The 25,118-nt window shown below is 42.9% G+C and carries 24 protein-coding genes and 1 pseudogene; 17 read left to right on the top strand and 8 right to left on the bottom strand.

Annotated elements, in window-relative coordinates; all coding sequences use genetic code 11:
- Positions 1 to 74: 74 nt before the first annotated feature.
- Both NAF19_RS13910 and NAF19_RS13905 read left to right on the top strand, forming a co-directional pair.
- Positions 75 to 752, top strand: coding sequence for a peroxiredoxin-like family protein (locus NAF19_RS13910; RefSeq protein WP_252790668.1), 678 nt, complete (start codon positions 75 to 77; stop codon positions 750 to 752).
- A 5-nt stretch (positions 753 to 757) separates the two neighbouring features.
- Positions 758 to 1,150 carry a hypothetical protein gene (locus NAF19_RS13905; protein WP_252790667.1) on the top strand — a complete coding sequence of 131 codons (393 nt, stop codon included), beginning with the start codon at positions 758 to 760 and terminating at the stop codon, positions 1,148 to 1,150.
- Between the two features lie 237 nt (positions 1,151 to 1,387).
- On the opposite strand, the gene NAF19_RS13900 is transcribed toward NAF19_RS13905, so the two are convergent.
- On the bottom strand, positions 1,388 to 3,190 hold the full coding sequence (locus NAF19_RS13900) for a sigma 54-interacting transcriptional regulator (protein WP_252790666.1): 1,803 nt from the start codon (positions 3,188 to 3,190) through the stop codon (positions 1,388 to 1,390).
- Positions 3,191 to 3,511: 321 nt separating this feature from the next.
- On the opposite strand from NAF19_RS13900, the gene NAF19_RS13895 reads away from it, so the two are divergent.
- The 9 genes from NAF19_RS13895 (at position 3,512) to NAF19_RS13855 (ending at position 9,789) form a co-directional block, all read left to right on the top strand.
- Entirely contained in the window at positions 3,512 to 3,835 is a 324-nt protein-coding gene (locus NAF19_RS13895; RefSeq protein WP_252790665.1) for a thioredoxin family protein, read from the top strand.
- Positions 3,836 to 3,932: 97 nt separating this feature from the next.
- The gene (locus tag NAF19_RS13890; RefSeq protein ID WP_252790664.1) at positions 3,933 to 4,811 is read left to right on the top strand and encodes a helix-turn-helix domain-containing protein; all 879 of its coding nucleotides are present in this window, start codon (positions 3,933 to 3,935) and stop codon (positions 4,809 to 4,811) included.
- 227 nt (positions 4,812 to 5,038) lie between these two features.
- The gene (locus NAF19_RS13885; RefSeq protein WP_252790663.1) at positions 5,039 to 5,449 is read left to right on the top strand and encodes a nuclear transport factor 2 family protein; all 411 of its coding nucleotides are present in this window, start codon (positions 5,039 to 5,041) and stop codon (positions 5,447 to 5,449) included.
- 27 nt (positions 5,450 to 5,476) lie between these two features.
- Positions 5,477 to 6,109: a pyridoxamine 5'-phosphate oxidase family protein gene (locus NAF19_RS13880; protein WP_252790662.1), complete on the top strand. Its 633-nt coding sequence runs from the start codon at positions 5,477 to 5,479 to the stop codon at positions 6,107 to 6,109.
- Positions 6,110 to 6,142: 33 nt separating this feature from the next.
- The gene (gene fabF, locus NAF19_RS13875) at positions 6,143 to 7,405 is read left to right on the top strand and encodes a beta-ketoacyl-ACP synthase II (protein WP_252790661.1); all 1,263 of its coding nucleotides are present in this window, start codon (positions 6,143 to 6,145) and stop codon (positions 7,403 to 7,405) included.
- Positions 7,406 to 7,447: 42 nt separating this feature from the next.
- Complete coding sequence (locus NAF19_RS13870) at positions 7,448 to 8,347, top strand: helix-turn-helix domain-containing protein (protein ID WP_252790660.1); 900 nt, start codon at positions 7,448 to 7,450, stop codon at positions 8,345 to 8,347.
- Positions 8,348 to 8,426: 79 nt separating this feature from the next.
- A complete protein-coding gene (locus tag NAF19_RS13865; protein WP_252790659.1) occupies positions 8,427 to 9,026 on the top strand; it encodes a sigma-70 family RNA polymerase sigma factor in 600 nt (199 codons plus the stop codon).
- A gap of 12 nt (positions 9,027 to 9,038) precedes the next feature.
- Positions 9,039 to 9,308 (top strand): hypothetical protein, encoded by a 270-nt coding sequence (locus tag NAF19_RS13860; RefSeq protein ID WP_252790658.1) that lies wholly within the window; start codon positions 9,039 to 9,041, stop codon positions 9,306 to 9,308.
- 199 nt (positions 9,309 to 9,507) lie between these two features.
- Complete coding sequence (locus tag NAF19_RS13855; protein ID WP_252790657.1) at positions 9,508 to 9,789, top strand: hypothetical protein; 282 nt, start codon at positions 9,508 to 9,510, stop codon at positions 9,787 to 9,789.
- A 137-nt stretch (positions 9,790 to 9,926) separates the two neighbouring features.
- Here NAF19_RS13855 and NAF19_RS13850 read toward each other — a convergent pair whose 3' ends face one another.
- Both NAF19_RS13850 and NAF19_RS13845 read right to left on the bottom strand, forming a co-directional pair.
- Positions 9,927 to 10,484, bottom strand: coding sequence for a zinc-dependent alcohol dehydrogenase family protein (locus NAF19_RS13850; RefSeq protein WP_252790656.1), 558 nt, complete (start codon positions 10,482 to 10,484; stop codon positions 9,927 to 9,929).
- 269 nt (positions 10,485 to 10,753) lie between these two features.
- Positions 10,754 to 11,827: a COX15/CtaA family protein gene (locus tag NAF19_RS13845; protein WP_252790655.1), complete on the bottom strand. Its 1,074-nt coding sequence runs from the start codon at positions 11,825 to 11,827 to the stop codon at positions 10,754 to 10,756.
- A 239-nt stretch (positions 11,828 to 12,066) separates the two neighbouring features.
- Between NAF19_RS13845 and queD the strand changes: the two genes are divergently transcribed.
- Positions 12,067 to 12,420, top strand: a complete 354-nt coding sequence (gene queD, locus NAF19_RS13840; protein ID WP_252790654.1) for a 6-carboxytetrahydropterin synthase QueD — start codon at positions 12,067 to 12,069, stop codon at positions 12,418 to 12,420.
- Between the two features lie 64 nt (positions 12,421 to 12,484).
- Here the strand turns inward: queD and NAF19_RS13835 are convergent, their stop codons facing one another.
- The gene (locus tag NAF19_RS13835; RefSeq protein ID WP_252790653.1) at positions 12,485 to 14,062 is read right to left on the bottom strand and encodes a serine hydrolase domain-containing protein; all 1,578 of its coding nucleotides are present in this window, start codon (positions 14,060 to 14,062) and stop codon (positions 12,485 to 12,487) included.
- A 216-nt stretch (positions 14,063 to 14,278) separates the two neighbouring features.
- Complete coding sequence (locus tag NAF19_RS13830; RefSeq protein WP_252790652.1) at positions 14,279 to 14,998, bottom strand: hypothetical protein; 720 nt, start codon at positions 14,996 to 14,998, stop codon at positions 14,279 to 14,281.
- Positions 14,999 to 15,282: 284 nt separating this feature from the next.
- Between NAF19_RS13830 and NAF19_RS13825 the strand changes: the two are divergent.
- Positions 15,283 to 15,450: pseudogene (locus NAF19_RS13825) on the top strand (helix-turn-helix domain-containing protein); the annotation flags it as partial.
- A 54-nt stretch (positions 15,451 to 15,504) separates the two neighbouring features.
- On the opposite strand, the gene NAF19_RS13820 reads toward NAF19_RS13825, so the two are convergent.
- Positions 15,505 to 16,476 (bottom strand): quinone oxidoreductase family protein, encoded by a 972-nt coding sequence (locus NAF19_RS13820; protein ID WP_252790651.1) that lies wholly within the window; start codon positions 16,474 to 16,476, stop codon positions 15,505 to 15,507.
- A gap of 180 nt (positions 16,477 to 16,656) precedes the next feature.
- Positions 16,657 to 17,196 (bottom strand): Crp/Fnr family transcriptional regulator, encoded by a 540-nt coding sequence (locus NAF19_RS13815; protein WP_252790650.1) that lies wholly within the window; start codon positions 17,194 to 17,196, stop codon positions 16,657 to 16,659.
- 145 nt (positions 17,197 to 17,341) lie between these two features.
- On the opposite strand from NAF19_RS13815, the gene NAF19_RS13810 reads away from it, so the two are divergent.
- Positions 17,342 to 18,517, top strand: coding sequence for a beta/gamma crystallin-related protein (locus tag NAF19_RS13810; protein ID WP_252790649.1), 1,176 nt, complete (start codon positions 17,342 to 17,344; stop codon positions 18,515 to 18,517).
- A 67-nt stretch (positions 18,518 to 18,584) separates the two neighbouring features.
- Here the strand turns inward: NAF19_RS13810 and NAF19_RS13805 are convergent, their stop codons facing one another.
- Positions 18,585 to 19,988 (bottom strand): glycosyl hydrolase family 18 protein, encoded by a 1,404-nt coding sequence (locus NAF19_RS13805; protein ID WP_252790648.1) that lies wholly within the window; start codon positions 19,986 to 19,988, stop codon positions 18,585 to 18,587.
- A 450-nt stretch (positions 19,989 to 20,438) separates the two neighbouring features.
- On the opposite strand from NAF19_RS13805, the gene NAF19_RS13800 reads away from it, so the two are divergent.
- The 3 genes from NAF19_RS13800 (at position 20,439) to NAF19_RS13790 (ending at position 25,037) form a co-directional block, all read left to right on the top strand.
- Positions 20,439 to 21,119, top strand: a complete 681-nt coding sequence (locus NAF19_RS13800; protein WP_252790647.1) for an SGNH/GDSL hydrolase family protein — start codon at positions 20,439 to 20,441, stop codon at positions 21,117 to 21,119.
- A gap of 122 nt (positions 21,120 to 21,241) precedes the next feature.
- Positions 21,242 to 21,574 (top strand): RNA recognition motif domain-containing protein, encoded by a 333-nt coding sequence (locus NAF19_RS13795; RefSeq protein ID WP_252790646.1) that lies wholly within the window; start codon positions 21,242 to 21,244, stop codon positions 21,572 to 21,574.
- A gap of 76 nt (positions 21,575 to 21,650) precedes the next feature.
- On the top strand, positions 21,651 to 25,037 hold the full coding sequence (locus NAF19_RS13790) for a DEAD/DEAH box helicase (protein WP_252790645.1): 3,387 nt from the start codon (positions 21,651 to 21,653) through the stop codon (positions 25,035 to 25,037).
- Positions 25,038 to 25,118 lie beyond the last annotated feature (81 nt).

Genomic DNA, 25,118 nt, shown 5'->3' with positions numbered 1-25,118 from the left:
TCCAATTCATTTTTTCCCATTCGAGATCGTTGCATTTTTGTGTTGTCAATAACGACGCCTTAAAATAATAAACGATGTCAAAATCAAACCAAATACCTGTTTACGAACAGGAAAAAATTCAATTACAGGCAGTTCTTGCCGCAATGATCCCTAAAGAATCCTTAGCCGTATTTAATGACGATGCCGACCAATTAGCTTTGGATTACGTGTCTACACTGAAATTATCCGTTGGCGACCAAGCTCCGTTGTTTCAACTTCCCAATGCGGTAAATAAAATAATTGCACTTCAGGATCTGCTCAATGAAGGACCGGTAATAATAACATTTTACAGGGGCAACTGGTGCCCTTATTGTAATCTGATCTTAAACGCGTATCAAAGGATCTTACCTGACATTAAGGCTTTGGGCGCTAATTTTATAGCCATTTCATCGCAGAACCCTGATAGCTCCTTAGATATGCAGGCCAAACACGCCCTGCAATTTGAAGTGCTGAGCGACAGCGGAAATCAAGTGGCGAAGCAATTTACGACGATCATTCAAAACGCTGTTGAAGCTGTGGATGAAGCACAAAAACTGGGCGTGGATTTTTACAGTTTTTATGATGACCAATCAAGGGAGGTGCCCGTACCTGCCGTTATTATACTTGATAAAAATGGAAAGGTCCTTTTCGCTAAATCCGAGGGAGGTGATTACCGGCTCAGGGTGGAGCCATCTGAAATTTTAACTGCCTTAAAATTAAGCCTAAGCAAATAAAAAAAATGAAACTTAAAAAGATCACAACAAGCATCTTGGTATGGCTACCCGCTTTACTATTGGCATTAAGCGCTACTGCAAAATTTGCAGGTGCTGCCATCATCGTAAGTAATCTGACAAAGGCGGGTATTATCCCCTATTTTCCATTACCTTTATTAGGCTTACTTGAACTGACATGTGTAGTCTTATATTTAATTCCGGCAACCTGGAGAATAGGTTTTTTCTTATTATGCGCATACCTTGGTGGTGCCGGCGCAATAGAGATTTCGCAACACCTAATGCCAACGGCATTTATTCTGCTGAGCTTAGTTTGGATCGGTGCCTTTCTTAAAGACAGCTCCCTTTTTAAAAGAATGGCAGGAATTTTGTCAATTGGCGCAAATAACGGAAAAAATTAGATACCCTTTCACCGCCTGAGCTTCCCCAGCAAATGCCTTACTAATTTTTTCTGGTTCAGATCCGCCTGGCGATGGTCCTTTAGATCGGATTTGATGCCATACGCTATTATTACGGCAACGTCGGCTTTTAAATATAAAGCTGGTTTGTTTGTGATCTTTGCCTATCGCTATACCGCCGCAGATCGTTATGCTTTACACCATTGGATTAACTGATCCCGGCCAGAGTAGGTCGGGATATTAGTTCTCCCTCTTTATCTCAAGCTTTTTCATCCTGGATTCAAGGGTATTAGGGTTTAAACCCAAAATCTTTGCCGCACCTTTTTCTCCGCTTACTTTCCAGTTCGTTTTGTTCAGTATATTAAGGATGTGCTCTTTTTCTACCTCATCCATCTTGAGCAGAGCCGTTCTTTTGTTTTCATGCCCGCCGGCTGTTTTTCCAACCGGAACCCAACTCCCATATTCAAGCGTATCACCGCTTGACAGGATCAACGCTCTTTCAATGATGTTTTCCAGTTCCCTGATATTGCCTGGCCAGTTATAGTCCATTAACGTACTGATCACCTTGTCCGGGATTTTTTTGATCTCCCGGCCCATTTTGCTTTCATATTTTCTGACGAAGTGTCTGACAAGTAGTGGGATGTCCTCTTTACGGCTGCGTAAAGGCGGGGAAAAAATCGGAAAAACATTGAGGCGATAAAACAGATCTTCCCTAAACTCTTTTTTTTCAATAGCTTCTTCCAGGTTTCGATTGGTCGCTGCGATTACCCGTACATCCACTTTGATGGTCTTAGGGTTACCAAGCCTTTCAAATTCGCCCTCTTGCAATACCCTTAACAATTTGGCCTGCAGGCCAAGCGGGAGTTCTCCAACCTCATCTAAAAAAATGGTGCCGCCGTCAGCAAGTTCGAAGCGCCCGATCTTTTTCTCCATAGCACCGGTAAAAGCGCCTCGTTCATGACCGAATAGTTCACTTTCAATCAATTCAGCGTGTAAATTTGCGCAGTTGATCTTTATCAGCGGCCGCTTACTTCTTTTGCTGATATTATGGACTGCTCTTGCCAGTAACTCCTTTCCGGTGCCGGTTTCCCCCAATATCAGAACGGCTGCATCCGTCGAGGCAACCCGTTCAATTTGCTGTAATATCTTATGAAATTGTTTGTTATTGCTCACAATTTCTTCAAAATTGTGATTCAACTTTATCTCTTCCTGCAAATACTGGTTTTGCGCCTGCAACTTTGCCTGCTCCCGTTCCAATAACACCCGGTCGGTTATATCGAGGAACATAGTCCGGGTAAACCCTCTGTCATCCGGTTTTGACCACCATTGTATCCATACGGGCTTACCATTATCTTTTCTTCGTAATTCCAACAAAACACCTTCTGATTCCACACCCTTCCCAAGGGAATCCAATGCGGCTTTGATTCGCCGCTGCGCCTCGGGAAGGTCGGGAATGAAGGATACGCCGTAGCAGTTAGGGACATCTTCGGGTTTTATCCCTAAGATTCTCTGTGCCGCTTTATTTGCTTTAATAAAACGGGAGTCTATCGCCTCATGAAGATAGGCTATCGGGGCTTCTTCGAAAAGATCCCGAAAACGCTCTTCACTTTCTTTTAATAAGAGCTGTAATTGGCTATTCCCAAGTTTTAAATGCTCCTCTGCAAGTTTACGTTCACTGATATCCCTAACAAAGATGCAGGTTACTTCACGGTCGTTATGCACCTGGTAATGGCAGGTAACCTCAACGTCCAGGAGGATGTCGTTTTTGTGTTTTTGTCTGGATTCGAAGGCCACTATTTTCTGCGCTCTCAATTTTTTGCCAAATGAAGAAAGGTCGTTTAAAATTTCCGAGGTATCAATATCTGCCAGGTTCAACGCTTGCAATTCATCCCTTGAATAGCCTAACATTTGACAGGCGGTGTCATTTACTTTTAGAATATGCCCGTAAAGGTCTGTCCAAAAAACCCCCTCATACAAATTGTGAAATGTGTAGTTGGCGAGCCTGGGGGCGTTATCAAATTCTAATTCGTTCTCTTTTCCCATCAGGGATCATTAATTAGGAAAATTTATCAATCATTAAAGTTAAGGAAAAAGCTGAATTAACAGTGAATTTCAAACCGGCTATCAAAGGTGCGGAATAACCGGAAACAATCGGCAATTGCACGCTGCAGTTACCTGATAATTTTTCCTGAAATAAAGTGAATCTTTTTAAATATCAACAAGCATGATCTAAATAACCGGATTAGCCATTTTAGCAAATACTTATATATGAGTTATTTATATGGAATTTATCGCCGCTATTTCAGCAGTAAATTTTCGGCACCAGATTTGGCTATAAGAATTGTGCCAAACAAATGAACACAGATGATAAAAATAACGAACAAAACGAATTTCAGGAAAAAGGTTATCAATGGTCCGGGCTTGCAAATCGCAAGATTCTGTGCAACGTGGAGCGGCCCGTGCCAAATGATGGGGCCGATTTACCACGAGATGTTTGACCGGTATAACGGTAAAGCATCATTTTATAAGATCGATGTGGACGAATCGCCCTTATTAAAAAAAGAGATGGGCGTAATTGAATTACCCACATTGTTCTTTTACAAAAATGGGCAGGTTATCGGGACCGTAACGGGTATGATCACGAGAGATGCCCTGGTGGAGAAAATCGAAGGGGCATTAAGTAATTGATCTAAAAATAAAAAAGTAGTTCGGCCAGTGAATGGTTTACTCACAGGTACCAGGTAATTAACCACAAAGATTTCAATGCTATTTCAAAACGACAACGATGATCAACCGACCAGAATTAACATTAAATAACCCTCAAACCGGTGAGGTCGCTTTGAAAATAATATCACTTGAATATACAGATCTTCCTAACGATATCCAGTGCCAGAATTGCTTTACATTTATCTGGATACGGAACGGGGCGGGGAAAATTAATACTGATTTTAATGAGTATGATTTTGAAAGCGGCAGCCTCTTTAATTTCGCCTGTAATCAACCATATAAGCTAAAGGCTGAGCCCTCCGTTAAAGGGATCGCAGTTTATTTCCACGCTGATTTTTTTTATATGTACAAGGATCAAAAGGAGTTGCAGTTCAACGAAGTACTCGGCAACGATCCGCGCCGGTCACCATTTACGAAGGTTGATGAGAAAGGGGCCGGCGTTTTTAAAATGATATTCGAACAAATTGCAGCCGAAATGCAAAATTGCGGATTGGCACAGCATGAATTGCTGGTATCCTATTTAAAAATATTTTTGGTCGCGGTTTCCCGTTTAAAACAGGAGCAGCAATCAATGAATGCCGGCCTGGCGAAGCCGGGCAAAGCCCCATTTATTCTCCAAAAATTAAAAACGGCTATTGAGGAAAATTTCAGAACCAAACACTCCTCAGGTGATTATGCCGAATTACTCCATACGTCCCCTAAAGTTTTGGCGAAGATCATCAAAACCCATTTTAACAAGACCCCTTCCTGCCTGATCAATGAAAGGATCATTATGGAAGCTAAACGAAATTTGCATACGCAGTCCAAAAGGGTAAAAGAAATAGCCTACGAACTTGGTTTTGAAGATGAATATTATTTCAGCCGCTTTTTTAAAATAAATACCGGGATGACACCGCAGCTCTTCAGAGAGCAGGTTGGCTACCGCAGGGCCGGATAGTCATGAATCAGGAAAAATTGTCCATCGGTTTGCGTCATTCCTCCATTTTCTCAGGGCTTTTTTAACGGCATCTTTATAATATCAAAGAAAACAGGATTAAGAACATTGGTGATGATCACGCACAGGGATATCAATGGCCGCAACGGTCATAACAATAACGAAATTTAAACTCATGTACCAGCAAGCTTAATCCGCAACGATTCTTATTATAAATAAATATTAATAACATGGAACAAAAACATCCACTGCCACCATTTACAATGGAAACGGCGTTGCAAAAAGTACAACTCGCTGAAGACGCCTGGAACAGCAGGGACCCGGAAAGAGTGTGCCTGGCATACACCATTGATACGGAATGGCGTAACAGGACCGACTTCATTAACGGGCGTGAGGCCGTAAAAGAATTCTTAAAGCACAAGTGGGAAAGGGAACTGAATTACAAACTGAAGAAAGAGCTCTGGGGTTTTCGCGAAAATCGCATGGCTGTCCGGTTTGAATACGAATACCAGAATTCCGATGGACAATGGTTCAGAGCTTATGGGAACGAAAATTGGGAGTTTGATGAAAATGGTCTAATGGCCAGGAGATATGCCAGTATCAATGATTTAGCGATCAGCGAGTCTGACAGAAGATTATAAATAACGGTAACCTTAACATAGATTAGCATGGCCAGGAATTTTGGTGAAATTGCATTTTCAGCTCCTGTGCAGGAAATGCAGGAAAAGCTGGGCAGCAGGGCTGCTTATGCCAGGATGGAGCGGGATACCTATTTAGATGGATTAACACCCGTAGAGGCGGATTTTATTGCCCGGCGCGACAGTTTTTACATGGCCAGTTTCGGGGAAAATGGCTTCCCATACATCCAGCATCGGGGAGGACCAAAAGGTTTTTTGAAAGTGTTGGACCCCAAACGCCTGGCTTTCATTGATTTCAAAGGGAACATGCAATATATCACGGTGGGGAACATGGCAACAAAAAATAACGTTGCGCTGATACTGGTAGACTATCCTGCAAAAGCCCGGTTAAAGATCTATGCCAGGGCGGAAATATTGGAATTTAAAGATAACCACGCATTGTACAGGCAACTCGATCTCGATGGTTATAAGTTTAAACCAGAGCGCATGATGGTGCTCCATGTGGAAGCCTATGACTGGAACTGCCCCCAGCATATCACACCAAAATATACCGCCGAAGAGATCGAACAGGCATTCGCACCGCAGCGCAAACACATTGAGCAATTGGAGGCTGAAGTAATAAGGCTAAAAAATGAATTAAAAAATACAAGAGGTGATCAATAGTGATCGGGCTTTTGTGCTAATTGGAAGGTTGAAATGATAAAAGAATTAAAACGGGTGGTAATAACAGGAATGGGGGTAATAACACCTCTGGGGAACAACGTTCCTGAATTCTGGGAGAATATTATTACCGGTCAGAGCGGTGTCCGGTCGATCACGAGGTTTGATACAACAAATTTTAAAACAAAAATTGCGGCTGAAGTAAAAGGCTTCAATCCGTCACTATATTTTGAAAGGAACGAGAGCAGAAAGTTTGATCTTTTCACCCAATATGCGATCGCTGCTGCTGAAGAAGCTATAAAAAACGCGCATATCAATTTCGATATCCTCAATAAAAATAAGGTCGGTGTTATCTGGGGCTCCGGAAATGGTGGTATTCAAACCTTTCAGGACCAGGTAGAGGAATTTGTTACCGGGAATAAGCAGCCAAGGTTTAACCCCTATTTTATCCCCAAGATCATTGCCGACATTCCATCAGGAGCGATTTCCATAAGGTATGGCTTTAGGGGCCTTAATTTTTCGACAGTGTCAGCATGTGCCTCCTCAAATAATGCTATCATTGATGCATGCAATTACATACGGCTGGGGAAAGCGGATATGATCATAACCGGCGGCTCGGAAGCTCCGATCAACGAAAGCTCGATAGGTGGCTTTAATGCTTCAAAAGCGCTGTCAACGAATAACGAAAATCCCAAAGCAGCATCGATGCCCTTTGATGTGAAACGGGATGGCTTTATATTGGGGGAAGGCGCAGGGGCATTGGTCGTAGAAAGCCTTGAATGCGCGATAAAGAGAGGTGCGACCATTTTAGCGGAGATCGCAGGGACCGGGATGGCCGCGGACGCTTACCATTTAACCGGTACCCATCCTGATGGCGAGGGTGCCTATTTGGGTATGTTAGACGGATTGGAAGATGCAGGGATCGGCGCCGCTGATATAGATTATATAAATGCGCATGCTACATCGACCCAAATGGGAGATGAGAGCGAGTTAAGGGCCATATTCAGGGTATTTGGTAACAGGCCTGACCTTAATGTAGGCGCCACAAAATCCATGACCGGGCATCTGCTGGGTGCCGCAGGGGTTATAGAAACGATCATCTGTATCAAAGCAATAACAGAAAGCAGGGTCCCACCTACGATAAATACAACCGAGGTCGAACATGATTATTCGGACAGTTTTAATTTCACTTTGGGATCGTTTCAGGAAAAGGAAATTAAATACGCGATGAATAACACTTTTGGTTTTGGCGGCCATATCGCAACGTTAATTCTAAAAAAATACGAAACAGGTCATTAAATTAACAATTACAAGCCCATATATAACTTAAACAACTTAACCATGCTAAATCAATCTGTATTCACGCTCGTAAACCCGCAAAATAGCAAACTCGCCCTAAGGTATTTTACAATCGAAGATGACTGTTTTTTTAAGGGGGTACAACGTAACGATTTCTTTTCCCTGATCTGGATCGTAAAGGGTAAAGGCACCGTCGATACCAACTTTGACAACAATGAGTTCGGGGATAATACCTTTTTTGCCTTCGCACCTTATCAGCCGTTCTCTTTTACTTTTGATGAGAAAATAACGGGGTTCGCCCTTTACTTCCATCCCGATTTCTTTTGCATTTATAAACATGATAAAGAAGTTGAGTCAAATGGGGTTTTGTTCAACAATGTTTACAGCCAGCCCTTTGTAAGCATAAGCGACGATCTGACAAATACCCTGACCATGCTGTTCGATCAGGTTAAAGAAGAAATGCAAAATTCGGCCATGGCACAACATGACGTACTTGTTTCCTATTTGAAGATCATCCTCATCACTGCATCACGCTTAAAGTTAAAGCAGACAGTTCAACCTATTGAAACAGGGAAGGCAAATAAGGACCTCTTTATACTTCAAAAATTAAAGAACGCTATTGAAGAAAATTTCAAAATAAAACACTCGCCGAGTGATTACACCAAACTGCTAAATATCTCTGCCAAAACGCTTGCAAGTATCGCAAAGTCCAACTTTAACAGACCTGTCTCTAATTTGATCAATGAACGGATCATTATTGAAGCAAAAAGGGAGTTGTACATTACCGATAAGGCCGTAAAATTAATAGCCTACGAGCTCGGGTATAAGGACGAATATTATTTCAGCAGGTTTTTTAAAATCAACACGAGCGTTTCACCGCAATACTATCGGGATACGGTAGGATTTGCCAAAGGGGTACAGCCGCAGCCGTCCCTTAACTGAGTACCGGTAGGTTTCCTGATCATATCAGGGTCACGAAATTAACCGGCTGGATTTTTATCAATATTTAATAAATAAAGGTATGCAAAACTTAGAGACCATCAGTACCCCAATCAGTAATAGATGTAGCCTTGAGCCTCAATATTGGGTTGAGCGACATGCGGACTTTATGTACAATTATGCCCTTATCAGGATTAATGATAGTGATCTGGCACAGGACCTTGTGCAGGAAACATTCCTTGCGGCGCTGGAGCGGACCAGTACTTTCGAGGGGAGAAGCTCGGAAAGGACCTGGCTTGTCTCCATCCTGAAAAATAAGATCTTCGACGTTTACAGAAGGAGGTCCTCAGGCCTTACTATCCGGATGCCTGCAAAAACGCCATCGGAGGTAGAGGACTTCTTTAATCCGGACGATGGGCGCTGGAATAAGACAGATCAACCGGTCTATATGAGTTTTGAAGAAAATGACCCGCTCAGAGAAAAGGAATTCAACCAGGTCCTGGAAAAATGTATGCTGAAACTGCCGGAGCTTTGGCTGGCTGTTTTCCGGATGAAACATATAGATGACCAGTCTACCCAGATCATTTGCAATGAACTGAGGGTTACGCCTTCAAACTATTGGGTTATCATTCACCGGGCTAAACTTAATCTTCGCGCCTGCCTTCAAAAAAACTGGAATTAATGCAAACCGTATATGGGCGTAAAGATCAGTAACAGGTGCGAAAAAATAACACTATTGTTAGAAAAAGGTCGATTTGCAAAAATAACGTATAACGAAAAATTGGCTCTGGGAATTCATTTGATCCAGTGCCGGGCTTGCAGGCAATATCAAAAAGACAGCCGCTATCTTAATAAAGCGATGGCACAATGTTTTAAAACATCAAAAATTAAACCGGCAAAACTAAATACCATTTTTAAAGACAGCTTAGCGGAACAAATCAGATCAAGATCAGGAAATCAATAAAAAACAAGCACAAAGGCAGGCGGTAATTTAAACGGGTAAAAGCATTCATTAAATCAGCATCAGGATGAAAAATATCACAAAAACGATCACCCGAATCAGGGAAAAAGAAGATGTTTCTTTTGTTGTTTTTATCAGCCTTATAGTCGGCGACGTCTTGCTACATTTTTTTTTATTTATTACCAATTCTAATTTTTAGGCGATGTTGCACCAACAAAATAAAACCGATATTATCATCGACCTGCAGAAAAAGGGATATGACCACGATTTTATTTTAGACAATAAAGATATCCGTTGTTTGCAATTTAACCGGGTGATCGTTGCGGACGATTTTGATATTATAGAGATACACCACTGTAAGGTCAATCCAACCAGCAAGTCGCCCTCGGCGATCTATGCAATACAACTCAACAACGATGATCTCAAAGGGATTCTGATGAGCGAAGGTAAGCTTTTCGATAATAAAGTAAATATTGGTCATTAAACTACCCCGATCCTGGGGCGGCTTTCCAAATTGAACCTGATCCATTCATCCTCAAAATATTCATTGACCGTTTTTGCCAAGACCCTGCAATTGCAGGTAGTGCCGGTCCTGCGGACTTACCTGCAAACGGGAAACGCTTAAAGACTTATACAAAGCTTTCCAAAATGCGACGAGCGTTCCAATAAAGTTAAAGCCTCTTTTGCGTCCTCAAAGGCGTAGGTTTTGTCTATTATCGGGTGAATATTATGTATTTCCAGAGCATTATTCATTCTGTTAAACATTTCTTTTGACCCTACATTAATGCCTTGCAGCCTGATTTGTTTGGTCATAATTTTCACAGTATTGATATCCCCCTTTAAGCCATTAATTAATCCTATTATAGATATAGTACCGTCCAAAGCCACAGTATCAATCGATTTATTAATGTGATCGCTTCCCACCACTTCAACTACGTGATTAACCCCATTACCACTTGTTATATTCAATACCTCATCTTCCCAATTGGGAAGGCGTTTATAATTGATCAGGTGATTTACGCCCATTTGTTTAGCAAGGTGTAATTTCTCATCACTGCCTGATAACAGGATGACTTCGGCACCTGCCATAATTGCAAATTGAATAGAAAATAAGGATACGCCACCCGTTCCTTGAATAAGTACAGTGTTCCCTGGTTGTATCTTACCCTTTTCAATCAAACCATGCCATGCAGTAAGTGCGGCACATGGAAGCGTTGCCGCTTCTTCGTCAGAAAGAAAAGCCGGTACTTTGATCAGTTCATTTTCATTTAAAACATACTTTATAAAACCGTTAACCCTTACAAAAAAGCGGTGAGTATTTCAGTCGGTAAGAAATAAAATCCGCCTAATATATTAAATAGCCAAGTGGTTTGAGAGGTGAACAAATCCATCCCTCTCCTTTTATAACGTTTAAGCCTTTCGATATTTAGTTAGACTGGTTTATTCTCTTAAATTTTTATTTTCGATGTTGTTGTACATGTGGCGCTTCTTGCTTTGGCCAGGAAATTTGCGGTAACAAGCGACATGAGCAGTAACATACCCACAAACTGGTGTAAAACGGAGAGATAAATCCCAGAGCGGAATATACTATTTATCAGCGCCAGTATACCGAGTATTACCTGTGCAATGACGAGCAAAAAAGGCACCCACCTGAACTGCCTTAGCGGCATGCGAAGGGATAATTTCCCCGACTGGTAAAAAAAGATAATAATTAAAATGGCAACAATGTAAGCCAGGCCGCGGTGAATAAACTGAATCATCATCGGGTTGTAAAGTAAATCATAAATGATGCTACGGGAGGTAAACAGGCCCGGGGGGATTATTGATCCGTTAATATCGGGCCAGGTTGGCGCTTGTAAGGCAGCGTGGGTGCCTGCCATAAATGCACCGTAGGTAAGCTGACAGAACACTAAACCCAACAGTAGCTGCAGTAGCCTGTTTGGCCGGTTAAAGCCTACGGACTTACGGGCAGCCATCCCAACGTTAAGCGCAAACCACAGCAGATAGCTCAGCAAAAACAGTGCGCAAACAAAATGAATTGCAAGCCGGATGTGACTGACGGCCACATCAGTGTCGTTTAACCCGCTTTGTACCATCAGCCAACCAATACCACCCTGCAGCCCTCCCAATAAAAATAGTATGATAAGCGGGCCTTTCATTTTATCGCTGATCTTTTTTTTGATTAGGAAAAATATAAATGGAACGATAAATACGAGACCCATAAAGCGCGCCCATTCCCGGTGCAGCCACTCCCAGAAGAAAATGGCCTGGTAGTCGGCCAGGGCAAAATGGCTGTTCAGTTTCTTAAACTGGGCTATCTGTTGATATTTTTCGAAACTTTTCATCCATGCCTGGTCATTCATAGGTGGTAAGGCACCAAGTAGCGGCTGCCATTCTGTTATTGACAACCCGGAACCGGTAAGCCGGGTAATGCCGCCGAGCAACACCTGCACCATTAATATAACAACGCCCACTGCAAGCCAAATGCTTACCCACCGGTTATTTTTATTGTTTGAGACCATGTAGTACGGATAATATAGCTGGCAAAATTGACCATACGGCCTGGTTTTTTATATGAAGACAATCAGTTTCCTAACTGACGAGGGTCATTTTTTGCACCATTGTTATTTCGCACTTTCGCAAAAAACAGCAAGGGTGTTCCTGCTGTAAGGCCGACCACACGTGGATGGTTATGTCTTGCGGACTAAAAAGCCCCGGACTTAACTATTTACAATTACTGTTGGGGCGGGAAATAACTATTATGATTATATACAAACAATTTACTTTCGATTCGGCGCATTTTTTGCCGAATGTGCCCGAAGGGCATAAGTGCAGGCAAATGCACGGGCATACTTATCTTTTAACAGTTTACGCACAAGGCGAATTAAAGCAACCGGATGGATGGTTGCTGGACTACGGCGATTTAAAGGCAATTGTCAAACCCATTGTTGATACCCTTGACCATGCTTTGCTTAACAATATTACGGGACTGGAGAACCCGACTGCAGAAATGCTGGCCAGCTGGTTATGGACTAATATTAAACCATTACTTCCGCAACTGAGCCGGATTGAGTTGAAGGAGACACCAACATCCGGCGTAATTTATGAAGGATAGCAAATCAGCTGTCGGCAAAAACAAAAAATTAAAAAGTGAGGCTGATTGATATTGTGCTCTGCTATTATTTTCCTGCTTCCCCATGTAACGCGATCTTATTGCTGCCGTAATTAAAACTATACGCTACATCTGCATCCAATTGTTGTTGATTGAAGTGAAATGTAATTGTTTCCGAGTGCGGGCTTTCGGTGTAGCATAGTTTTATTTGTAACGTTTGGCTGCCCTGCCAGGCGAAACTGCCCGCTACTTTATAAGGTGCCATGAAGGAAAAATCTTCCCGGGCTGCTGTTACCAGGCCAGGGCCCTGCAGGTTTGTTTGGCCCGGTAACCATTTGGTGTCCCCAAAGTTAAGTTCGTAGTTCGCCGAGTCCTTTTTTAATGTAACGTGGCAAACATTACCGTTAACGGCAAAAGCTATTGAGCTAATGTGTAAATTATTGGGTTGTATCGAAAAGGTCTTTTTGAATTCCGTGTTCGCAGCATTCCCCGTGTTTTTCAAGGGCGGTAAGTTCAACGCGACTAAATGGTTTTGGAGCCTTGTGTCACTCCCTGGGTCGGCAGGCAAGGCAGCCGGATGCATGGCCGGCAGTAAATATTTCCACACAAGGTCAAGTTCGCCCTGCATATCGCTTGTTTCGGAGGTGATGGCGATCACGGCGTCCTGGTCGGGCATTACCACAATATACTGTCCGAAAGCGCCGTCGGCCCTGAATGCATTGTGGCGGCAGCGCCAAAATTGATAGCAATAGCCCTGCATCCAATCACTTGCGTCTTTTTTACTTTGATCTGCCCCCGGCGCCTGGTCTATTTTGAAAGTGGTGGCTTCCTCAATCCATTCTTTTGGTAATAACTGTTTCCCGTTCCACACGCCTTTTTGCAGGTAAAGCTGGCCCATTTTAGCCAAATCTTCTGTTTTCAGCCGTAACCCCCAGCCACCTGTATTAATCCCCTGTTTGTTAATTTCCCAATCCATACCCTGTATTCCTAACGGATCAAACAGGCGCGGTTTAAGGTAATCGACTACCTTTTCCCCGGTTATTTTTTGTACAATTGCCGATAGCATAAATGTTGCTAGTGTATTGTATAAAAACTGGCTGCCCGGCTTGTGGACAATAGGTAAGGCCATGAATGATTTTACCCAGTCGTCTTGGCTAGCTACTACACTAAAAGTAGGGTCGGGGTCTTGCCCGGCGGTCATAGTTAAAAGGTCTTTTATTGTGAGCGCCGCAAGGTATGGCTTAATAGAATCCGGCAGGCTGCCCGGAAAAAAAGAGGTTACTTTATCGTTTACCGTGATTCGTTTTTCACTTACCGCGAAACCTATGGCCGTAGAGGTAAAACTTTTACTGCAGCTGTAAAGACTGTGCCTTAGCGTTGCCTGGTACGGGTTCCACCAGCCACTGGCTATTACTTTGCCATGGCGCAGGAACATAAAACTATGAAACTCATGTTTGCTTTTCGCAACTGCATTTAGGAAACTGTCAATACCGGCGGCTGAAACGCCTGTTGCTTCGGGGCTGCCAGTGGCGAATGCGAGTGTTTTTTGCGCGTATAGTGCGCTGTTGAAAAACAAAAATAAAGCTGCAACAAACAGCAGCTTTTTACCGGTAATTTGGACCAGAGATAGATAGTAGGTATGCATTACGATAATTTAAAGCGTTTATAATCAAGGTGAAAATAGGCTTTTTTGGCCGGAAGTCATCAAAAATATCGAATTTCGTTTGCTTGATATTATCGTGTTTGAGAATTGGTACATAACGCAACTTTTGCGAAGTTCACGTGGCAGCCCAATCGAAATCCACTGAACAAAAAAACCGGGGATCACCGGCCCTTGTTATTTTTACTTTTTTGCTTAAATCTAATTTTTAAAGTAGTCGCTGGCTTTATAAACAGCTTCCACCCATATTCCTGAATTCGCGTTTAATACAAATTCGCTTACCCCAACCCGGTTGGAGCCCGGCGCCCAATTGTAGGTGTAGCCCATGCGGGTCCACGGATAATAGACCTGTGTACCTGTAAGCGGTTGGAAATATGACGAGATAATTTTGTTGTTAAACCAAAGTTTGTATCGCGGGGTCGCATTTAAAGACAACGTCCCCGAAGCTTTTGGTGCCGTAACGATCTGACTCCCGGCAGGCCTGAAAACGCTGTCGACCTGCACCCAGTATTGTGCGATATGGGTGTAACCAGATACCGGGGGAAGGCCAAGCATTTCATTTAGCTTCAAAATTGTATCGGTTTTTGGCCGCATAATATTACGTAGCCGGCCCTGCATCTGGCCAGGGATAAACATCCAGGTCTCCCTGGTAGTCGTTGTTGAATCGCCTACGGGGTAGGCTTTTAGGTAATTGGTAAATGATGCCATTAATACATAGTTTTTGCCGTTGATTGTTTTCCACTTTAGCACGGGGTTCGACGGCGTTAAAGTCATTAATGTATCGATGTTTTGGGTACTATCGGCAATCATCGAGAGTTTTGTTGCTGCGTCGTAAATCTTTGTAAGGTTATTTTGTGCACTCAACAGGGTGGTTTTACATACAATTACAAGCAACAGGGTAATAACAGGCAGTTTTTTCATGGTAAGGTTGTTTAGGGTTAATTTATACGATAGATGAGTTTTTTGCTTGATTTTCACCTACCGAGATTTCACAAGCTAATTTACTAAAATTAATTTTAAAACAAAAAATTTCGTGGTAAGTAACACAACAGCAAATCTTTTTTTGGCTACAACAACCGCAGATTAGGCTACATCACCCCATTTATTCCTGTCCACCTTTGTGGTATCAAAAAACAGGAATATGAAAATCATAGTAACAGGTTCATTAGGACACATCAGCAAGCCACTTACCGAAGCGTTAGTGCATACACGACAAGTTAATGCAGAAAGCTAAGGAAAGATTATCCACAACTGCCTTATCGGTAAGCGAAATTGTATATGAACTAGGGTTTGAACACCCGCAGTCGTTCTGCAAGTTGTTTAAAACGAAGACAAATCTTTCGCCTTTGGAGTTCACGCGATCGTTTAACTAATCTATTGAAACAAACGTCTGCGGGTAACGGATTACCCGCAGACGTTTATATAATTTATATTGAAACCACTAACCGCCGCCCGTCAGGGACATCAAGATTCCAAAGTTCGGCTATATTCTCCAGCTTAACTTCAATGGTTTCAACCTTTAGGTTCCCGTCAGCAGCCAGTTGAAACATTTCCGGTAAAATTTCCGAGAAAAGTTTAGCTACTTGCGGCTTTGACCAACTGCCCAGGCCGGAGCCTGTCAACTGTAAATCAACACTACGCAGGTTTGCAGCAGATAGCTGGATAATGTCACCACTCATGCTGCCTACCGAAACAAACCGGGTTTTGTTTGTAAAAGAGCCTCTGCCGGCCAGGCTGGTCAGTATCATTTCGGCTGTATGGCCCCAAAGGTAGTCGATGATCACATCAATGGGTGTTGCTTTGTGGATAGCTTTTATCAGGGTAATAAAACTTTCACCATCCTGTTTAACAGAAATTATTTCATCGGCGCCGAGCGCCAATAAATCCTGCAGCGATTGTTGATTTCTCCCAGTCGCAATTACTTTTTTTGCGCCGTAGTGCTTTGCAATTTGAACAGCTACCCGGCCGGTAAACCCGGTAGCACCATTAATTAACACGACATCTCCCGGTTGGATATCAGCTTTAAATTTCAGGCCCATAGCCGAACCAATAACGGCATTGGCCAGTGCCGCTGCGGCTGCATCGCTTACTCCAGCCGGAAGTTTTACAATTCTATCTTTTTCAACGAGGGCCTTTTCGGCAAGCATCCCGCTTACACCCATTCCATATACCCGGGTGCCGTCGTCCATCAGGCAAACGCCATCGCCACCAATTACGCGCCCGTCGTCCCGGGGTGTATAGCTTGAGTAGTGTTTGCCTGTTGCCCTGCCTTTATCAAAATGTTTTATAGCAACGGCCTTCACGGCTACTAATACTTCGTCGTTGTTTTGAGCGGTTGGCTCCTGGAAATCTGTATATTGGGGTAGTTCTCCTTTTTGGTACATTACTGCTGCTTTCATTTTTTTTTGATTTTTTGTAGAGACAAAATTAGGCTGATGCGGAAGGGCAGACGATAACATATGTTACCAAGTGAAGTCAAAAATCCTGAGCCGAAAACCCCAAGTCGCATTTCGGAAAATCTTGATTAAAGATTTTAACTCAAGACTACCGCTTCCTGGCAAGTGCGCTTTTTATCCTGCTTAAATGTACCCGCTGATACCGAGGTAAGAGGCGATATAATGCTGTGGAACCCGTTGAACGATATGCGGCCGCTCATTTAAAAGGTTTTGGTACCGTTGTTCGGGCGTATCTTTTATAAACGAAACAAATTCGTGCATATAATGGAGTTGTCGTTCGGCAAAGATATTTAAAATTATATCCACAAAACCGGGTTCGCCACTTAATTCAGTCATCAAATCCTGGAAGTGCTTTTTGGGTAGAGCGTATATTACTGATGGTTCAATCGTTTCGATAGTAAAAAGGCTTGGTGTGTTTTTCAAAAAGCTTTCAAGAGAAGTAAGTCCTTCGTTCTCGAAAAAAAATTGTACTGTTTTATCGGTGCCGTTATTGTTAAAAGCTAGCCGTACGCAGCCTTTTTCTATGAATATGTAATTGGATGATGTTTTTCCCTCCTCCAGCAATACTGTTTTCGCCGGTACTTCCATCCGCTTTTGCAGCGGCAGGTATCTATCCCAATATGCAGTTAGTTGCGGAAATTTGTCTTTGAAATGGAATAGCATAGTGGATGGTATGATTTGCTAAGTTAATTTAGTTAAGCAAATAGAAGAAACGTTGGCGATAAAGATGTAATTATCATTTCTTATTAAAAATCAGGTTGGTTTCACAAAATATTATTATTTTCAACTACTAAATAATATCATTTTTATGAGACTAAAACTAGTCCTTTCAATTGCGCTCAACTTCCTGCTTTGTAGCGTTTTCGCCCAAAATTACAACAACAGGGTTACCGTTTACCGCGATTGCGGTTTTAAAGGTCAGGCGCAATCGTTTGAGGAGGGGTGGTATACGGTTAACCAACTGGGTATTGGCAACGATGAAATATCATCCATATGGGTGCCAAAAGGTTGGATAATAACCATTTACGAGGATGATGGTTTCCAGGGCGAGCGACGGTCGTATAATACAGCGGTTGATTGCTTACCCGATGATTGGAACGACGAAATATCAAGCATACACATCAGGCGCGACAATAGCTTCGGGAATTATCGCGAGGGGGAGGTTGTGGTTTACCAGGATTGTTATTTTAAGGGGCAGCGCGCAGTATTGGGCGAGGGCTCATTCCGTAATTACCAATTGGGTATTGGCAATGATGAAATCTCCTCGATCAGGATACCGATGGGCTGGACAGTTACTGTTTACGAGCACGACAACTTCCAGGGACAGAGCCAGGTGTATACTGGTACCATTGATTGCCTGCCGCCGAACTGGAATGACCGGATATCGAGCATAAAGGTTAGCAGAAGAGGCGACTACAATAATTATAATAACAACAATTATAATTACAATAATGACGACCAGGTTGTTGTTTACCGGGATTGTAATTTTCAAAGTGTAAGCAAAGCTTTTGGCGAGGGTAATTTTCGGGCTGACGAACTTGGGGTGGGCAACGAAAAAATGTCGTCGTTAAAGATACCACGCGGCTGGATAGTTACAGTTTACGAAGACAATAACTTTGGGGGCGCTAGCCGGGTATTTACCCATACGGTTGATTGCATGCCTCAAGGCTGGAACGACAGGATATCGAGCATGCGCATCAGCAGGTTAAGCAATTACTATGTTAACAACCCCGTTGTTGTTTACAAGGATTGTAACTATAGAAGCGAAAGTCAATCATTTGGCGAAGGTTGGTACCGCGATTACCAGCTTGGCGTTGGTAATGATAAAATATCCTCGTTAAAAATACCGTGGGGTTGGTCGGTTACCGTTTACCAGGATGATAATTACAGGGGAGCCAGCATAACTTATACCAATGATATCGACTGCCTGCCGCCTGACTGGAACGACAAGATATCGAGTATGCGTGTGATGAAAAACAGGTAGCAACACAGTAAAAAATAAACGAGGCCCGCATTATTTTGCGGGCCTTTTTTGATGACTTTATCCTGAATTACTGATTTACCCCAAACGCTTCCCACCCTGCGGCGGTGGCGCGGTTACAGGTCATGGGTTGTGTGCCGTTTTCGCTGGAGATAAACTTGCCGTTATTGCCACGTAGCGTAACCTTACCATCGGCGGTTGTTATCCAATCGAATTTTTCCCAGTCGCTAAAAGTGGCGCGGTTACAGGTTATGGCCTGTGTACCATTTTCCGACGATACATATTTGCCCTGGCTGCGTAACGCAATTTTGCCGCCACCGGCATCAACTACGGTAAATGTTTCCCAGGCTTGCGGGGTAGGGCGGTTGCAATTCATGGCCTGGGTGCCGTTTTCGCCGCTTACATATAGGTTATTGAAGCCTTTCAATGTAATGTTTTGGCCGATAGGGGCACCTGTGCCGCCGCCTGAATGAGCCACTATAACATTATGAATAGCCGATAACAACGAGTTGGCGCCCGTAGCATCGCCGGCCAGTTCCCAAATCATCATGCCTCCAATTCCATTGGTAAATGCAAGGTTTGTTTTGCTGGTGATAGTAGGAATGCCGTTGTAGCCGATGGTTTGAAAGGTATCCGAATTGGGGCTGCCGCCTTGCGACAAAATCACATTGTAGTTAACGGTTGCGTAATCGTAGCGGTTGTCGCGGCCATAAAACGGAATGCCCAAAATTGTCTTCTCAACAGGCAAACCCCTGCCGGCCCAATAATTCAAACAATCAACGGCTGATTGGTAGGTGGAGTGCTGGAAATTATTGTCGTCGTAATCCATTATATTCAACCAATCAAGCGCCGTAAACATGCCGCTGGTGATGTACGTTGCGCCGGTTGAGATAACGGCAATAGTGCAAAGCTTGCCATTGTTATGCATAGCGGTGGCTAATTGCTGCATCATCAATAAAAAATTACTGGCCTCGGCACCGGCAGACGGGAACTCCCAGTCTACGTCCACACCATCGGCGTTATATTGGCTCACAAAACTCACCATGTTGTTTACAAAAACGGTGCGCGTGCCGGAGCTGGCAACAATTGTATGGAAGGCATCGCCGCCGCCACCTCCGCCCACGGATATCATCACCTTAACACCGTTGTTATGAGCAGTGGTGACAAGGCTGGTAAATTTAGGTGTGTTATCCAGCGCTTGCAGGCTGCCATTGGTATTTGGGATAAGGAACGCGTAGTTAATGTGTGTGAGCTTACTGTATTGAACTGTATTTACATCGCCTTCCCAACTGGGCATATAACCTATTACTTTAAAAGTTGCTGCAGTTACCGGCAGGGCCGTTTCTGTGTTTTTTGATGATAGATCCACTGGCTTTGGCCCATAGTCGGCTTTGTTTTCCTTTAGGCACGAGGATAAAACAAACAGCACTGCGGCAAAGGCCATCAACAAGTAAGAGTTGAATTTTGATTTCATAATTTAGTAATTAAAGGTTAATAATATGTATTAGTTATTGGTTAATATTTTCAATCAAACCACATCAGGGCAAATAGCCCGCAACCCGTATTTATGGGGTGTGGAAACTTTTAAGTATGTGGTAAACTAATTAAGGTTTATGCATGTAAAGTTATATAATGTGTATAAATAATTGATTATAAATAGGTTATATGTGTTTTGATACGAACTGCTCACATTACACGAGCGTTAAAATAGAGGTTGCTTTGGTTTAAAAGCGATAGTCGACTAAAAGCATTATTTGTTGCGATACGGTTAATTCACAGGATTTTTGGTTAATTATTATGAAAAAGAGTTTCGCGCGTAAAGTGGGTTGATATTTTACACAGGAAATACGAAATTTTGTAGAATTAATGTAGGGGTGCGCAACGGTAGTGGATATTTATTAGGATCAAGCTGTATATTTGAAAAATGAAGCTAAATTCTATTTACCTGTTAATTGCGTCTTTGTTTATAGCGCAGTTTGCTTATGCCCAATCTCTGCTGATAAAAAATCTTGCGGCCGGTAAACACCAGTTGTTGGTAACCTACGGTACAAGTTTAACCGCCGGTGAGGGTGGCAGGGCATGGGTAAATGCCGTTAACGATTCGCTGAATAAGAAATACAACAATAATTTAACAACGGTTAATGCCGCTAAAAGTGCAATGTGGTCGGGGTGGGGAGTACAGAACTTTGAAGACAGTGTAATTAACAAAAAACCGGATGCTGTGATAATTGAATTTGGTATGAATGATGCCTTCCTGAAATACAAAACATCGCCCGATTTGGCAAAGCTGAATCTTAACTATATGATTGACAGGCTAAAGCTTTATAATCCGCAATGTGAAGTGATATTGCAAATTATGAACATCCCCATTAATGTTCATGCCGATGCCCGCCCCAATATTTTAGCCTATTACGAAGTTTACCGGCAGGTTGCTTCAGAAAGAAAGCTATTGTTGATTGACCATTACCCACGCTGGAGGAAAATACTTGACCATGGAAAAAATGAGTATTTAAAATATGTTCCTGACGGCATCCATCCGGGCATTGAAAGTGCAAAGGCCGTTATTGCGCCTTACGTGTTACAGCGATTGCAGAAAGGAAATTGAAAGCCCAGGGGGAACAATTTACCATCCGGGATAATATAATTCCGCTTCAGCCGTCAATAAATAAATAATAGTGCTTTTATCCGCCAAGTTATTATATTTGAACCATCACTGTTTTATGATTTATGGTTAAACTTTTTTTCGGCGGTTTTCCGCTTGAATTTACGGAACTTGACATCGCGATGCTTGTTGGTTTCCATGGTGATATAAGCACCATCAAAATTGTGCGGGACAAAAAGACAAGAATATGCAAAGGTTATGCGTTTCTTGAAATGGCCGACAAAGAGGGTGCTGAACGCGCTGTTGAAGCACTTGACGGTACCAAAGTAAGCGGCAGGCAAATCAACGTAAAAATAAGGGAAGACAAACCCGTTATTCCGCCACGCTCTAATTATGGCTCCCGCAATACTGGCGGTGCCGATATGCAGCGTATAAAAAGGCCGCGCAAACAATTCTAACGCTTTCATTCCCCAACGTTACCAATTGCTATTATTTGTTCGGATATTTACCTGCAAACAGGTACAACAAATTCTTTTGAGCAATCCATCTACTAACAAGTCCGCCGGCCCCGAAAAACATGCAGTTGTTTTAAAAGGCGTGCGTATTGATACGTTAACGGATGTAGGCATTGCTCAACACAGCTATGCCGGAATATACTCGGACCTTACCAATAGCCGGCATATATTTCCGCTGCTGCTCGAGGTCGACCACGGTGTTTTTATCAACCAACACAGCAAAGTTGTTTTTCCTGACGTTACCGTTGTGCAGGAGCATGATTATTTGACCTTAACCTGCGATTGCAATACCGAAAAAGACAAATTATGCGAACACCAGGCGGCAGTATTATCAGCTATAATTAAGCGCGACGAACTGCAGATTTTTTTTGACGATAAGCTGCGCCACGGGAAACTAAAGAAATTTGCTGTTGATTACGGGTTGGAAAATGAAACCAACCTTGACGATTACTTCAAAATAGAGTATACCAACAAACAGGTTGAGATCAAGCCGCGATTATCGTCGCTGATAGCGGTAAATAAACAAAGCCTGGCCCTGCTGAATAATGTGGTTGCTGCAGAAAATGCTCCGGCAGGCAGTAATGATGAAGGGGCGGTTTGTATAGTACTTAAGCAGCACAAGTATTACAAATACCTGTTCGTTGAACTTTACAGGGCCGAAATAAGCAAAGAAGGCAAAATAAAAAACCCGCTAACGACCCTGCCGCCCCTGGATTTTATATGGGAGACGGAAGATGCACAGTTACTTAAGTTTTTTACGGGTATCCACAAATTCCAAAATCACGTTAATAAAACGCTGAGCGATGCGGATATAATGGCTTTGCGCGCGATTATCAAAAATCCGCCTGGTTACTATTTTTATTATCACAACAATGAGATTTCGGAAAAGGTTACTGCCTCGTCCATTTTTCCGGTAAAGGTTGGGCTGATTACCCGTGAGCTAAAACTGGAAGTTGAGCCAAAGGACCAATTTTTTGAGTTGTCGGCTACGTTGGGGATCGAAAACAGGCTTTACGATTTAAAAGACCTGAAAATAAAATTCAGCTATTTTGTAGATACAGGCGAAGGACTTTACCTGGCCGATAACCTGCAGCAACTGAATGTGATTAACCTTTTAACTAAACAGCCGGATAACCTGCTGGTGCATGCCTCAAAATTTAACGAGTTCAAAAAACAGCTGCTGCACAAGTTGGAGGAAAAAGTTAAGATAGACTATAAACATATCCCGATTGCCACCCCGGTGCAGTTAAAACAGCAGGGCTTTACCAACGAAACGGAGCGGATAATTTACCTGTCGGATTTTGGTGCGCATGTAATGATTATCCCGGTTATGCGCTATGGTGAAGTAGAAATATCGGTACGGACAAAAAAGCAGATTTACTCGGTTGATAATACCGGCAAGGAGTTTATGGTATGGCGCAATGATGAGGCCGAAATTGATTTTACGGCGCTGCTAGTTAAGCAACACCCATATTTTGAAGAACAACTGGAAAACGACCTGGCCTATTTTTATCTGCATAAAAAGCGCTTTTTAGACGAGGACTGGTTTTTAAGCGTGTTTGATGATTGGCAGCAACAAAACATTACCATTCTTGGTTTTAACGAGCTGGAAGGCAATAAGCTGAATCCCAACAAAGTAAAAATTAGCATTAAGGTGTTAAGTGGCGTTAATTGGTTTAATGTGGTGGCAAATGCTAAATTCGGTAAAACAAGGGCATCGCTTAAGCAAATTTATCGCGCAGTAAAAAATAAGACAAAGTATGTTCAGCTGGACGATGGCACGATGGGCATAATGCCGGCTGAGTGGTTGGAAAAATTTAAAGGCTACTTCAATTCTGGTGAGATTGTGGATGATGAAACGCTTCAGATAGCCCGGAGCAACTTTACGGTTATTGAGCAATTGTTTGATGAGGTAATGCTTGACGAGCAGGTGAAAAATGAAATCAGCATTTATCACCAGCGATTAACAGATTTTAGTTCCATTAAACCAATTGACACACCGGCGGCATTTGTTGGCAGCCTGCGACCATACCAACAGCAGGGGCTAAGCTGGTTGAATTTTCTGGACGATTTTAATTTTGGCGGCTGCCTTGCCGATGATATGGGCCTAGGGAAGACGGTGCAGGTTATTGCCTTCATCCTGTCGCAACGTGAGAAACATCAGCATAACACCAACCTGGTTGTGGTACCTACTTCGCTTATCTTTAACTGGCAGCAGGAAATTGAAAAATTTGCGCCATCGATAAGGGTTCGCACTATTTACGGCGCCGACCGCATTAAAAATATTCATGATTTTGACAGTTACGAAGTGGTACTTACCTCGTATGGTACCCTGTTGGCTGATATTGTGTTTTTGAAGGATTATGTGTTTAACTACATCTTTTTAGATGAGTCGCAGCAGATTAAAAATCCTGAATCGCAGCGTTATAAGGCTGCAAGGCTGCTGAAATCGCGCAATAAAATAGTGATGACCGGGACACCGATTGAAAATAACACCTTCGATATTTACGGGCAATTGTCTTTTGCCTGTCCCGGTTTGCTGGGCAGCAAGTTGTATTTTAAGCAGATATATTCATCGCCCATTGATATGTTTAAGAGCTCCAAACGGGCTATGGAACTGCAAAATAAGATAAGGCCCTTTGTACTGCGCCGCACCAAACAACAGGTAGCCACCGATTTGCCGGAGAAAACCGAAATGGTTGTGTATTGCGATATGAAACCCGAGCAACGCACCATCTACGATGCTTACGAAAAACAGTTCAGGGATTACATTTCAGCAACTACGAGCGAACAACTGGAGAAAAAATCCATGGATGTACTGAAAGGCATTACCCGTCTGCGGCAAATTTGCGACTCGCCGCTGCTGATAAAAGGGGAGAAGATGCCGGGCAATGCATCCTCAAAAATTGATATGCTGCTGGAGCAAATTGATGGTAAAATGCACCAGCATAAAATATTGGTGTTTTCGCAGTTTGTGTCTATGCTGGATTTGATCAGGATAGAGTTAAAAAGCAGGCAGATCGGATTTACTTACCTTACCGGCCAAACCCGCAACCGGCAGGCAGTTATAGAGGAATTTCAAAATAACCCTGATGTTAGGGTTTTCCTGGTGAGCCTGAAAGCGGGAGGCACAGGTTTGAACCTGACCGAGGCTGATTATGTCTACCTTGTAGACCCATGGTGGAACCCGGCTGTTGAAAACCAGGCGATAGACCGTTGTCATCGTATTGGACAGGACAAACCGGTTGTAGCCGTACGTTTAATTTGCCCTGCTACAGTCGAAGAAAAAATCATGCTGCTGCAGGAAGCTAAAACCGATCTGGCTAATGATTTGATTAAAACGGATACCTCGTTTTTAAATTCTTTAAATAAAAATGATCTGTTGGGTTTAGTTGGCGGGAAATAAAACGATGCCCGGAAAAGTTTATTACATTAACGTCAGAGCGTTTAGAGATTAGACAAAATGCCTTCTCCGCATTTCGTCTAA

Source organism: Mucilaginibacter flavidus, from assembly GCF_024055575.1.
Taxonomy (GTDB): domain Bacteria; phylum Bacteroidota; class Bacteroidia; order Sphingobacteriales; family Sphingobacteriaceae; genus Mucilaginibacter; species Mucilaginibacter flavidus.
This window is presented reverse-complemented; position numbering and strand designations above follow the sequence as displayed.